Annotated in this window: 16 protein-coding genes; 2 read left to right on the top strand and 14 right to left on the bottom strand. The window is 33.7% G+C overall.

The features are described 5' to 3' along the window. The first annotated feature begins 110 nt into the window (after positions 1-110). On the top strand, positions 111-1,274 hold the full coding sequence (ftsW, locus tag ACLL8X_RS00545) for a putative lipid II flippase FtsW (RefSeq protein WP_411989009.1): 1,164 nt from the start codon (positions 111-113) through the stop codon (positions 1,272-1,274). Then, the gene (murG, locus tag ACLL8X_RS00550; RefSeq protein ID WP_411989010.1) at positions 1,271-2,284 is read left to right on the top strand and encodes an undecaprenyldiphospho-muramoylpentapeptide beta-N-acetylglucosaminyltransferase; all 1,014 of its coding nucleotides are present in this window, start codon (positions 1,271-1,273) and stop codon (positions 2,282-2,284) included. The genes ftsW and murG overlap by 4 nt, the downstream gene beginning before the upstream one ends. On the opposite strand, the gene ACLL8X_RS00555 is transcribed toward murG, so the two are convergent. The 14 genes from ACLL8X_RS00555 to thiS all read right to left on the bottom strand — a co-directional run bounded on the left by ACLL8X_RS00555 (position 2,277) and on the right by thiS (position 12,454). Next, complete coding sequence (locus ACLL8X_RS00555; protein ID WP_411989011.1) at positions 2,277-3,434, bottom strand: MFS transporter; 1,158 nt, start codon at positions 3,432-3,434, stop codon at positions 2,277-2,279. The genes murG and ACLL8X_RS00555 overlap by 8 nt on opposite strands. A 7-nt stretch (positions 3,435-3,441) precedes the next feature. Then, a complete protein-coding gene (locus ACLL8X_RS00560) occupies positions 3,442-4,287 on the bottom strand; it encodes an ATP-binding protein (RefSeq protein ID WP_411989012.1) in 846 nt (281 codons plus the stop codon). Between the two features lie 57 nt (positions 4,288-4,344). Further along, a complete protein-coding gene (locus tag ACLL8X_RS00565; RefSeq protein ID WP_411989013.1) occupies positions 4,345-5,229 on the bottom strand; it encodes a helix-turn-helix domain-containing protein in 885 nt (294 codons plus the stop codon). After that, on the bottom strand, positions 5,222-5,725 hold the full coding sequence (locus ACLL8X_RS00570; protein WP_411989014.1) for a GNAT family N-acetyltransferase: 504 nt from the start codon (positions 5,723-5,725) through the stop codon (positions 5,222-5,224). The genes ACLL8X_RS00565 and ACLL8X_RS00570 overlap by 8 nt, the downstream gene beginning before the upstream one ends. Next, a complete protein-coding gene (locus ACLL8X_RS00575; protein ID WP_411989220.1) occupies positions 5,719-6,324 on the bottom strand; it encodes a thiamine phosphate synthase in 606 nt (201 codons plus the stop codon). The genes ACLL8X_RS00570 and ACLL8X_RS00575 overlap by 7 nt, the downstream gene beginning before the upstream one ends. After that, the gene (gene thiH / locus ACLL8X_RS00580) at positions 6,314-7,444 is read right to left on the bottom strand and encodes a 2-iminoacetate synthase ThiH (protein WP_411989015.1); all 1,131 of its coding nucleotides are present in this window, start codon (positions 7,442-7,444) and stop codon (positions 6,314-6,316) included. The genes ACLL8X_RS00575 and thiH overlap by 11 nt, the downstream gene beginning before the upstream one ends. A gap of 19 nt (positions 7,445-7,463) precedes the next feature. After that, positions 7,464-7,790 (bottom strand): PDDEXK family nuclease, encoded by a 327-nt coding sequence (locus ACLL8X_RS00585; RefSeq protein WP_411989221.1) that lies wholly within the window; start codon positions 7,788-7,790, stop codon positions 7,464-7,466. Beyond that, positions 7,791-8,087, bottom strand: a complete 297-nt coding sequence (locus ACLL8X_RS00590) for a hypothetical protein (protein ID WP_411989016.1) — start codon at positions 8,085-8,087, stop codon at positions 7,791-7,793. Beyond that, a complete protein-coding gene (locus tag ACLL8X_RS00595; RefSeq protein WP_411989017.1) occupies positions 8,080-8,826 on the bottom strand; it encodes a protein NO VEIN domain-containing protein in 747 nt (248 codons plus the stop codon). Before ACLL8X_RS00595 ends, ACLL8X_RS00590 begins: the two co-directional genes overlap by 8 nt. 121 nt (positions 8,827-8,947) lie before the next feature. Next, positions 8,948-9,724 (bottom strand): thiazole synthase, encoded by a 777-nt coding sequence (locus ACLL8X_RS00600; protein WP_411989018.1) that lies wholly within the window; start codon positions 9,722-9,724, stop codon positions 8,948-8,950. A gap of 13 nt (positions 9,725-9,737) precedes the next feature. Next, positions 9,738-10,640, bottom strand: coding sequence for a DNA adenine methylase (locus ACLL8X_RS00605; RefSeq protein ID WP_411989019.1), 903 nt, complete (start codon positions 10,638-10,640; stop codon positions 9,738-9,740). Further along, on the bottom strand, positions 10,637-11,428 hold the full coding sequence (locus ACLL8X_RS00610; RefSeq protein ID WP_411989020.1) for a type II restriction endonuclease: 792 nt from the start codon (positions 11,426-11,428) through the stop codon (positions 10,637-10,639). The genes ACLL8X_RS00605 and ACLL8X_RS00610 overlap by 4 nt, the downstream gene beginning before the upstream one ends. 13 nt (positions 11,429-11,441) lie before the next feature. Further along, on the bottom strand, positions 11,442-12,266 hold the full coding sequence (gene thiF / locus ACLL8X_RS00615) for a thiamine biosynthesis protein ThiF (RefSeq protein ID WP_411989021.1): 825 nt from the start codon (positions 12,264-12,266) through the stop codon (positions 11,442-11,444). Beyond that, positions 12,263-12,454 (bottom strand): sulfur carrier protein ThiS, encoded by a 192-nt coding sequence (gene thiS, locus ACLL8X_RS00620; protein WP_411989022.1) that lies wholly within the window; start codon positions 12,452-12,454, stop codon positions 12,263-12,265. The genes thiF and thiS overlap by 4 nt, the downstream gene beginning before the upstream one ends. Between the last annotated feature and the right edge of the window lie 4 nt (positions 12,455-12,458).

The following is a 12,458-nucleotide window of genomic DNA, read 5'->3' on the forward strand; positions in this document are numbered from 1 at the left end:
TTAGCAAAATTTCCTTACAAAAACTTAGCAAAAATTTTAATGTATTTTAGCTATAATAAAACTTTTTAAAAATTCCCAAAGAAAATTATAAATGAAAGAAAAAGTTATCAATGGTTGCGGATAAAAGATTATTTTATTTAAGTTGTATTTTAATCACCATAGGCATAGTATTTTCTTATTCTCTTACAGCTTTTACCATACTTTTTTTAGATTATAGCGAAGTTCATTTTTTTATTCGTCAGCTTTTTTTTGGCATTAGTGGCATACTTATAATGTTTTTTATCTCCCAGCTTAACCCCGATAAAGCACTTTCTAAAAAAATTATTTTAGCTATTTTGATTATTTCTTTTATATTTATCATTATTTTGCCGTTTTTACCTTCTGCCTTGGCAACAGCTAGCGGGGGGGCTAAACGCTGGATACGCTTAGGACCCCTTTCTATTTCTCCTGTGGAATTTTTCAAAATAGGACTGATTTATTTTCTAGCTTGGTCTTATACAAGGCGTATTGATGAGAGTAAAAAAGCCATAAGACACGAAGCCTTAATCCTTTTGCCTTATTGCATACTGGCTTGTCTGGTTATAGGTTATATTTATATTACGCAAAATGATTTAGGGCAAAGCGTGATTTCTTTCTTTTTGATTTTGGCTCTAGCCTTTTTTGCAGGGGCTAGCAAAAGGCTTTTTGCCTTTGGAACTTTAATCATTATGATGATAGGCATAATGGTAATTTTTAGCAATCAAAGGCGTATTCAAAGAATCGCTTCTTGGTGGGGCAATATTCAAGATGCTTTCTTGCCTATGCTGCCTAATTGGTTAGCGGATGCTTTAAGGGTAAGCAGCAACAGCGAACCTTATCAAATTTCACACTCCTTAAATGCCATAGCCCACGGGGGATTTTTTGGCGAAGGTTTGGGGCTTGGCACTTTTAAGCTAGGATTTTTAAGCGAAGTGCATACAGACTTTGTTCTTTCAGGAATTACCGAAGAAATAGGACTTTTGGGTCTTGGAATTATTTGTTTTATCTATCTTTGGATGATTTTAAGAATTTTTAGAATAGCAGGAAGATGCGAAGCGAAGCAGGATTTTATTTTTTGCTCAGGCATAGCCTTGCTTTTACTTTTTTCTTTTTTTATGAATGCCTTTGGTATTATTTCCCTTACTCCATTAAAAGGCGTAGCCGTGCCTCTTTTAAGCTATGGAGGCAGTTCGATGTGGGCAATTTGCATAGGCATAGGCTATGTATTAATGATTTCAAAAAAGGTTAAATTATGACAGTGGCTTTAACAGGCGGTGGAACGGGTGGGCATTTAGTCATAGTGCGTTGTTTGCTAGAAAGTGCGATAAAAAAAAATATAACTTGTATTTATATAGGCAGTCAAAACGGGCAAGATAGGGCGTGGTTTGAAAATGAAGAACGCTTTAAGGAAAAATTTTTCTTAAGCTCTAAAGGAGTGGTTAATCAAAACAAATTAGGAAAAATCAGCTCTTTATTTCATACCTTAAAACTCTCTAAGACTTGCAAGGAAATTTTTAAAGAATATGAAGTTAAGGCTGTTTTTAGCGTAGGAGGTTATAGTGCGGCTCCTGCTTCTTTTGCGGCTTTGTTTTCGCATTTGCCTTTTTTTATACACGAGCAAAATTCAAAAAGCGGTTCTTTAAATAAGCTTTTAAAGCCTTTTGCCTCAAATTTCTTTAGTGCCTTTGAAAAAGAACTTTGTCCTTATCCTGTGCGAGAAGGCTTTTTTGACACGGCAAGAGTGCGTAAGGAATTAAAAAATATTATTTTTTTGGGTGGTTCCCAGGGGGCATCTTTTATCAATGATTTAGCCTTAAATTTAGCACCAAAGCTTGAAGAAAAGGGCATTAAAATCATTCATCAATGTGGCTCAAAGGATTTACAAAAATGTAAAAAACACTATGAAGCTTTAAACATAAAAGCTGATGTTTTTGACTTTAGTTTAAATTTAGAAGAAAAAATGAAAGAAGCAGACCTAGCCCTTGCAAGAGCGGGGGCTAGCACTCTTTTTGAGCTTTGTGCTAATACCTTACCTGCTATTTTCATACCTTATCCCTATGCAGCTAAAAATCATCAGTATTTTAATGCTAAATTTTTACAAGATAAGGCTTTGTGTCAAATTTTTACCCAAGATGAAGCTGGGACCGAAGCAGTTTTTAAAGCCATTTTGAAGATAAATTTAAAAGACATATCCACAAGATTGCACGGCATAGCTTTAAAAAACGGAAGCGATATACTGCTAGAAAAGGCTTTAAATTTTATTTAATTTTTTCACTTTTATAGGATAAATAACCAAAGATATTTACCAAAATTCCCACGCCCACAAGCATAAGCAAAGAGGCTGAAAAATTACCGAATTTATCGTGCATTAAGCCTATAATCCACTGCCCCTGAGCTGCGATTAAATACCCAAAACCCTGAGCTAAGGCTGAAAGTTTAGCCGCTACTTGAGTGGTGGCACTTTTTTGCGCTATGAAAAGCAAAACTATACCAAAGACCCCGCCCCAAGGAAAGGCAAGTAAAAAAGCACTTAAAATAACCAAAAATTTGCTATCAAAGGCAAAAAGCAAGCTAAAGCCTAAGGCATACATCGAGCATAAAAAAGCTATGTAAGGTGCGTGAAAACTAGCTTTTAGCTTAGATAAAAGCAAGGGTGCAAAAAGAGAAACGGGCATAGCCACAAGCTGGGCAAAAAGGAGCATATCCGTAGCAAATTCCTTTGAAAAGCCTTTTTCTACGATGATTTGCACATACCAAAAAAACAAAGAATACGCCAAAAAGCTTTGCGAACCCATAAAAAAAGTGATTTTCCAAGTGCCAAGTTGGCTAAAAATCGCACTTTTTTTAGAAGATTTTTTTCGGACCCTAAAAAAGCGACCGTTTTTTGCTTGAGGATAATAAATCACTAAGGCTAAAAAAGAAAAAAACGCCCAAAATACCATAGAACCTGAAAGCCCTAATAGCTTAAATAAAGGAAGAGCCAAAGCTATACCCACTATGGAAGAAACGCTTAAAATAAAGCTATAAACCCCCATCACTCCTGCCATTTTTTTAGGAAATTTTTCCTTAATAAAACTGGGCAACAAAACATTGGCAATAGCAATGCCACAACCCGTTCCTAGCATACCTAAAAATAGTCCATAAATACCCAAATAAGACCTTACAAATTCGCCCATAAAAATCAAAAAAATCCCCACTACAATAGCCCTAATGGGTGCAAAATACCCCACTATAAACGAAATACTTCCAAAAGCAATAAGAGGAAGACTGGTTAGCACCCCTGCTAAGGTTGAGCTTAAGCCATACTCAAGCCTTATCACATCGATAATAGGACCTATGGCAGTGATGGGCGCGCGCAAATTAAAAGCAATAATAATAACTATGGAAAAATTGAGCCAAAAAATTTTTGATGCCATGAAAGCCTTAAATTTGAAGTTTCACTCTTAATATTTTACCTTCTAACATCTTAGGAATCCATAAATCATCTTTATCCACAAAAATATCAGCAGGTCCTTTCATAAAAGGTAAATCAAGTTCTGAACTCTTAGTCTTTTCCAAGCGATAAATAATTCCATTTAAATTCTCTCCCCAAGAACTTACCAGTAAGCTATCCTTAAAACCAAAAATTCCATCATAAGCTTGTTTTTCTTTTTTAAGAATTTCTAATTTTTTACTCCTTAAATCATAACTCATCACAACACCTCCACTAATACCATCAACATTATATCCTGCCATAAAAAGTTTATGATTTTTTAGATAAAGCCCATTAGCTCCGCCAAAAAGCTTAGTATCAAGCTTTAAAAATTCTTCATATTGTTTTGTTTTAATATCAAATTTATAAATAAGCCCCGTAGCTGTATCGCTCAAAAGCAAGGTATTATCATCAAATTTTACAATGTCATTTAAAAAAATCGCATCTTTAATAGGCAAAACAAAAAGCTCTTCTTTGCTATTTAAATCAAAACCATACAAGCTATCAATATCCACGATGTAAAGCACATTAGCCAAGCCCATCATTCCTTTAGGCGCATTTAAATGAGTGATAAATTTTAGCTCAAGTATTGTGCCATTTTTATCAAGTTTTGAAATAAAACCATCTCCATCTTTTTCTAAAGGCTCAGGTTTTTTACCTATATTGCTAACATAGATGTAATCTTTATCCACAAAAATGCTTTCAGGATTTGAAAAACCATCAATTTCTTGATATTTTAATCCACTTGCATTTAGCAAACTCATAGCACATATTAAACTTAAAACATATTTTTTCATTTTTTACCTTTCATTGAAAATATGCCTTATTATAGGGAGTTTGAGAAAAAAAGGGTATTAGTTTTTTGATAAAAAATAGGGGTTTTTTGATTTTTGATATTTTTTGGGTGTTTGATGAAATTTCTCCTTAAAACGCAAAATAAACCAAGACACATTACCAAAACCACATTCAGTAGCAATTTCATTTACATTCTTAGAAGAAAACTCCAGTAGAATTTTAGCCTTTTGCAAACGCTTCTCATCTAACCATTGCTTTGCACAAATACCAAAGCATTTTTTAAATTCTTTAGAAAAGCTAGTCAAATCAAGTCTAGCAAAACAAGCCATCTCATTTACACTTAGAAATTCTCTATTACAATAAGTAAAAAGTTGAGCTAAATTAAGCTTAAATTCTTTAAAAATCACACTCAAAAAAGCGATAAAATGTTTATTTTTACTTAAAAATAAATGCAAAAATATTTCTTCAAATTTTAAAGCAATCAAGGGGTCTAAAATCTGAGTATTTTCTTCAAAATGCGGATTAAAAGATTCTAAAATCCCGCACAATACTAAATCATTTCTTACCCAAAAAATCCCCTTATTTTCGCTTTCTTCTGTGTGATAAAATGCTTGGTATTTATAAATGAGTTCAATCAAAAAAGCATTATCAAAGAAAAATAAATAAGCTTCATAATTTTCTTGATAAGGTATATTGCTTAAAACATAACTTCCAGCCTTTAGAAATAAAGCTTCATTTGTGTTTATTGGATAATCCTTGTTCGCAGAATGCAAAATTTTATAACCTTTTTTGACAAAAATTAAAACATTAGTTGAAAATTCCACAAAAGAAGAATAAGAACAATCCTTTTGTGTATATTTTGTAAAAACACAGGCTTGAAATTTTTTATACTCTAAGTCTTTGATTTTCTTCAAATCCTGTGGCAAAAAAATCGTTTTATCCAAGCTTTTTCTCCATTGAAACTAAATCTTCAAATTCTTCTTCATTTGCTTCTATAAGAAAACCATTTTTAAGCCAAAAATTTCTAGCTTGTAAATTATCTTTATGAAAGCTTAAAACACACTCTTGAAAGCCTTTTTGCTGTAAAATTTGAAAGAAATTTTGCAAGAACTCACTTCCGTGATTTTGCCCTTGCAGTTCTTTTGCCAACATAAAAAATCCTAACATCGCAGTATTCTCATCAGGGTAATGTAAAATAAATTCCAAAACCACACAAAGTTTAGTTTCTTTAAAAAAACCTAGATAGAATTTATCTTCAAACCTAGCACCTTGTGGTAATGCTTTAAGGTCTTTTTGAAGTTTTTCTTTGCTTAAAATTTCATTTGAAATTTCATAATAAAAAGCATTTTTAGCACAAAATTCAAAAAGCACATCGAGATTTTTTTCTCTTAAAGCAATGATTTCATACTCTTTATAAAATTTTCTCAAAAAAGCTAACATAATTTTTGCCTACATTTTAAAAGATAAGAACGCGGATTTTTTTCTCTCATCAAAACTTCACGCATACAAATTCCTGCCAAATCAAAGTCCTTTAAAAGCTCTAAATTTTCTGCTCTAATACCACCTATGGCATAAAGGGGCAAGGAGTGGTTTTGAAGTAAGGATGATAAAAAATCAAGCCCCTTAGGCTCTAAACCTAGCTTACAAGAACTTTCAAAAATATGTCCCACAAAGGCGTAATTAAGCTTAAAATTTAGAGCTTCTAAAAGCTCTTCTTGGCTATGGATTGAGGTGCCTAGGAGCTTAAAATACCTTCTTAAATTAGGCTCAGTTCTTAGCAAGGCAAGAGGAGCGTGAAAATAAGGGTGTCCTAACTTCAAGCCCACCCTAGTAAAAAAATGCAAAAAACAAGTCGTTTTTGTCTTCGCACAAAGGGCTAAGACCTCTTTGGCTAGGCTAAAATACTCATCCTCACTTAAATCCTTTTCCCTTAAAACTATGCCATCAACCCCAGCCCTAACAAGCCTTTCTAGTTGTTTTAAAAAATCGCCTTGGGCGCAGCTTCTATCACTTATAGCGATGATTTTTTTAGCCCACATAAATACTATCACTCATCACAGCTTGCAAATGGGAATTTTCAAGCATACTCATAATCTCATCCACGCTTCGCTCATCTGAAATTTCAAATTGCCCATCGCCCTTTTTTTCGCCTGAGTGCTCACCTATGCCCACACTTACCCCCGCACTCATCTTAGTCGCAGCAATTTTAATAACCTCATCTCTAAAGCCCCTTCTTTCACGACTTGAAATAGTAATACCCGCAAAAGGCAAAAAAAGCCTATAAGCACAAAGCACTTGCAAAAGGCGTTTTTCACTCACATCCTTAGGATGAATTTTAGCATTATTGATGATAGGACGCAATCTTGGAGCGGATAAAGAAAGCTCACAAGCTGGAAAAAGTCTCTGGGTAAAATAAGCGTGCAAAGCCGTAGCCAAAGCGTCTTTTCTAAAATCATCAATGCCCAAAAGCGCCCCAAAAGCCACCCCACGCATACCCGCTTTTAAAGCCCTTTCTTGAGCGTTAAAGCGATAGGAAAAATCGCTTTTTTCTCCGCTAAGATGAATTTTGGCGTATTTTAAAGGATTATAAGTTTCTTGATAAAGGGTTACATATTCACAGCCAAAGCGGCGTAAAAATGCGTATTCATCTTCGTTTAAAGCATAAATTTCAAGCCCTACGACCTTAAAATACTGCCTAGCGATTTGACAAGCCCTAGCTATGTATTCTACGCTTGAATTTGCCCTATCCTCGCCTGTTAGCATTAAAATTTCTTGCAAACCTGTCTTAGCAATGGCTTGCATCTCAGCGTGAATTTCTTCTTCATTTAGCTTTGAACGCTTGATTTTATTGCCCTTTTGAAAGCCACAATAAACGCATTTAGAATCACAATAATTTGACAAATAAAGCGGAGTAAAAAGCAAAACAGAATTGCCAAAATATTTTTGCCTAAGCTTTGCGGATTTAAAAGCCATTTCTTCTATAAATTCTTCAGCCGCACTAGAAAGCAAGGCTTTTAAATGCTCTATGCTAAGATGTGTAGCTTCTAAAGCCTTCTTAACATCCCTAGCTTCAAACCTACTCTCATCGTAATTTTTAGCTTCATTCAAAACCTTAGCTAAAACATCATTTTCTAGCTTTAAATACTGCAAATCTAACATAAGCTCTATCCTTTTTTAATCACTTAAACAACTCACAAGGGTTAATCTTAAATTGCAACATATTCGCACTCAATCTACCCTTATCCCCACCCTTTCTTTGCATGGTAATTTTACCAATTTTTAAACTTCCTCTATCCGTCATAACCACATCTCCGCTATAAAAATTGATGACTTCATTAATGGGTTTTAACAGCCATTTTAAATCTTGTTTTTCAATCTTTAAAATGACTAAAAACCATTCACTAGCAAATTGCCCCCTGCCTTTTAAAATATCATTTACGATTAGAGCTTGATTTTTGATAAAAAAATCCAAAATTTTTTCTCGCTTATTTTTTTTAAAATTTATTTAAAATATACGACTTTTATTATCAAACACAGTAATCTTATAATCGAACTCTTTATTACAAATAGCTTCTAACTCCATAGTTTTTAGTTCTTTAAGACTTTTTGCCAAAAGCTCTGTTTTATGTGTCTCTTCGCTTATATCATCATATACAACACCATAACCTACAAGGTAAGTAACAAGCAAAATTCTATATTTTTCTAATGCTTTTTGCTTACTTTTATAATGAAAAATTTCAATAGATTTTGGCTTTGCATACCCTTGCATACAGCCTAAATATTCCACTTTTATCCTATACATCAAAAAATCCTTGATAGTTTATTTGCACACTTTGTTTGCTTTGCTTTTTAAAATCAAAGCATTTTATGGGGTTAAAAAACAAAGTTTTTTTGGGTTTTTCTTTGAGATTACTAACCAGATAAAGACAATATTTATCCTCTAAATTTTGGGCTACTTCATATTCTTTTTGTGTTAGCATAAAACCCCCGCTTAAATCATTTAAACCCTTCACTTCAACGCAGTAAAATTCCTGTTTATTTTGCATCTTAAAGTCAAAACCACAGCCAAAATCCCTACTATCAAGCAAATCAAAATACGCAAAATCTTTCTTAAAATTATCCTTAAAATACTGCTCAGCAGCCCTGCCTGTGCTTATTCTTTTAATAAAAGCACTATCTATTTTAAAATCCAAAAATTCATTTACCTGCAATTTTGCTTCATAATCTTCAATAAGAAAACTTAAAACAAGCTTTTTAAAAGCTTCAAATTCCAAGTCTTTATGTTTTTCAAAAAGCTCTCTTGTATAAGCTCTTAAATCCCGCTGATACCAACCCTTTCTTGCATTATCAAAATAAGGGTCAAATTCATCTCTATAATTTTTAATATTACTCGGCTTTCCACCCAAAGAAAGCCCTAAAACATTAAAAGCTTCCATAAAACTAGAAAAGCCTAAAGATTTATAAGCTAAGGTGTCAAATTTCGCAAGAAATAAGCCACAAAGTATTAATTTATCTCTATTTTTCACATAAATTTTTGGCATTCTTTTTCCTAAAATTTTTTAGTGCAAAACCTTTCTCACAAGGAAAAGCTTTGATTAATAAGTCAAACAAGTCCCAAACGCCCACCACCAATACCACTACAAAAATCTATAAATTTCATCATCAATCTCTTAAAAATCCCGTCAATGGAGAACTTGCCTTAGCCTCACTCACACTTGCTAATCCTGCTAAAAAAGCCGCTCTTCCCGCATTTACTGCCAAAGAAAAGGCTTTAGCCATCAAGGCTATATCTTTAGCCTCAGCTATGGCTGTATTTACCATCACTGCACTCACTCCCATTTGCATAGCTTCACAAGCTTGTGCAGGACTTCCAATACCAGCATCAACAATAATAGGCAAATCAATTTCATTGAGTAAAATTTGTATGAATTCCTTAGCACACAAGCCCTTATTACTCCCAATAGGCGCACCTAAGGGCATAATAGCCGCAGCTCCTGCATCACGCATAGCCCTAGCAGCGTAAAGGTCAGCATGCATGTAAGGTAGGGGCGTAAAACCCTCTTTGACTAAAAGCTCACAAGCTTTAATCGTTTCGTAATTATCAGGCAGCAAATACTTACTATCGCTTATCACTTCTATCTTGATAAGTTCCCCGCAGCCAAGCTCCCTTGAAAGCCTTGCAATGCGTAAGGCTTCATCAGCATTTCTTGCTCCTGAAGTGTTGGGTAAAAGCGTGATATTTTTAGGGATATAATCAAGTATATTAGCGATTTCACCCGTATTTGCACGGCGTAAGGCTAGAGTGATGATTTGAGCTTTGGCTTCTTCTACGGCTGATTTTATAAGCTCTAGAGAAAATTTACCCGAACCTAAGATAAAACGACTTTTAAATTCAAACTTTCCTATTTTTAAGACATCGTTTTTTAAATTTTCTTGCATTTTTAATCCTTTTTCATAAACTCTTTGCGGTTTTAATCTTTCTGTTTATATTTTCTATTATATCTTGTGTGAAATCTCCATTAATAATATAATTTCTTATTAATAATTCTCTGATGGCATTTCTATTGTTCTCACTCGCTCCTAAATGATAAAAATGCTCTATCATATCGCTATAAAACTGCCCCCAAAAATTATCAATATATGTATTTTTTCTATATTGATTGCTATGCCAAGTAGAAAGCATAAATTGTGCTTTTGTCGCTTTTAAAAGACAAAAAAGCTCATTTTCCCTTTTCTCACTCCACGCATTGAAATAATCTGCATGTCTATCAATATAAGGTGGGTCGCAATAGATAAAATCCCCCCTGCTTGCTAGTTGCACGCTATCTGTAAAATCGCAGATTCTAAACTCATAGTCGTTATTTTTTATAAGTTTGCCTACCCAATCTACTTGATTAGCAATCTTTGTAATATAGCTTTGAGAAAAGCGAGAATCTTTTTTGCAATAAGGCACATTAAAGCCACCTTTTGAATTAAAACGCATTAATCCATTAAAACAACTACGATTAAGAAATAAAAAGTCAAAAGGATTATAGCTTTGATTAAATCGCTCTCTTATTTTTAGATAGTGTTCTTGCCCCTCTTTTTGTAAAATCAGCCCCTCTTTATAAAGGTATGTCCTTATAGAATCTTTATTGATAATACCTTTTTGAATGGCTTGATAAAAATGAATAAGGTGTGGATTATTATCGCTAAATATTGCCCTTTTTGGTGCGATATTAAACCCCACAACACCACTACCCATAAAAGGCTCAAAATACATTCCCTTATAATCCCAAGAAATATGTCGTTTAATATGAGCAACAAGCTTACTTTTAATGCCTTGAATTTTAATAGGCGGAATAAGAGTTTTCACTTCTTAGCTCCTATTTTGCCTCTATATGCTAAGTATTCGGCAAGTTTTGTAATCTTTTTTATATTGCCTTTAGAATCTGTGATATTGATTTGCCCATAATTTATCCAATAATCATCAAAGATTTTTTCTCCAAGCTCTGCAAACACACCCCTTTCGTTGATAATATCATCAATATTTTTAATGCTCCCTATATTTGCAGTGTTGCCACTACCGCTAGAATCACTTGCAATTTTGTATTTTTCAACAAAAAATAAAGTGAGATTTTTGATTACTGATTGAATTGTTTTTAAATCCTGCAATTCATATCTTTGCAGTTCATCAACCAAAACCCTATCATAAATCACGCCCAAACAAAAATGCCCCAAATATTCTTTATAAGGGAATTGAATATTTTTGTTTGAGTTTCTATTTTTAAAATATTCTCCGTGCGAGCCTAGAGTAAAGCCATTGCAAAAATTTGGATTTTTTTCATTGCGATAGCTTGTCTTTAAATCAAGTGCGAATTTGATTGTAAAATCTTTTTGCGATACAAAAGATAGGTCAGGATAATAATTTTGATGAGTAGGCAAAATAATGTCAAAATGATTTTGCTTTGCAAATTCTGCTATAAAAGGAAAAATATGGATTTCTAAAATTTTAGAAATGAGCTTTGTATCATTTGATAGAGAAAAAATATTTTTATCACTGTCAATAAAGCCTTTGATTTTCCATTCTGCATTTTCACAAAGCTTATTTTCCAAAGTGCCAAGAAAGATTCTAAATTTTTCTTTGAATTCTTGTTTTTTCATCTCTTAGTTCTCACTAGCTATTAACTTTGCGACTTTCATTCTTTTCCGCCAAAAGTTCTAAAACCAAATTGCTTTGATGTCCAGCGCAAATATTTACCCGCGGAGCCATCAAACCCCTTCCTACCTTAGCCCCACTTACCAAATCCCCACACACATAGAAATTTTTAGCAATTTTTTTTGTCTGTATGCTGTTGCTTTTCCCATAGCCTGCAAGCCCTGAAGCACAGATTAAAATCGCTTGGGGATAAAGGCGGTGAAAATTTTGCGCTAACATAGCCTTAGCACTCGCACCATCAAAGGCTTCACAAACTATATCTATGTCTTCAAACAAGGACTTTAAATTGCTCTCATCGATTTTTAAAGTGCAAATTTCAACACTGATATAAGGATTTATTTCAGCTATTTGCTCTTTTAAAGCTTCGGTTTTAAATTTACCCAAATCACTTATGCGGTAAGCTTGGCGGTTAAGATTACTTGGCTCAATCACATCAAAATCAATCAGTTTTAAATACCCCACTCCACTTCTTGCCAAATTGATAGCAATATGAGAGCCAAGCCCACCAAGCCCACACACAGCCACTTTTGCCGCTTTTAATTTGCCATGAAGCTTAGGTGTGTGCCTTGCTCTCATCATCGCATCAAGGGCGTTTTTTGGCGGTAAAGTGGTTTTAGAGATACAAAAAAGCTCATCATCTTCGTTTAAAACCATATTTTCTTTTGTCGCAAAACCATTGACAATCCAAACATCATTTTCATTTTTGCTGATATTTTCAAAAAATTCCAAACTTGTTTTAAAATCCGTATCCATCACCTTGCCGTTGAATTTCACTCTCATCATCCACCCCCTACAAAACTTACGATTTCAGCCTTATCATTCTCTTTTAAAACCAAATTTTCAAATTCACTTTTAGGCACGATTTTGCCATTTAATTCTAAGGCGATAAGTTCGGCTTTTAAGCCTTTTTCTTTAAGAAAAGCTAAAAATTTAAGCTCTTTAAACTCAAGTTTTTCTCCATTAATTATCATTTTA

Origin of the sequence: Campylobacter parajejuni (assembly GCF_046764905.1) — a bacterium.
Taxonomy (GTDB): domain Bacteria; phylum Campylobacterota; class Campylobacteria; order Campylobacterales; family Campylobacteraceae; genus Campylobacter_D.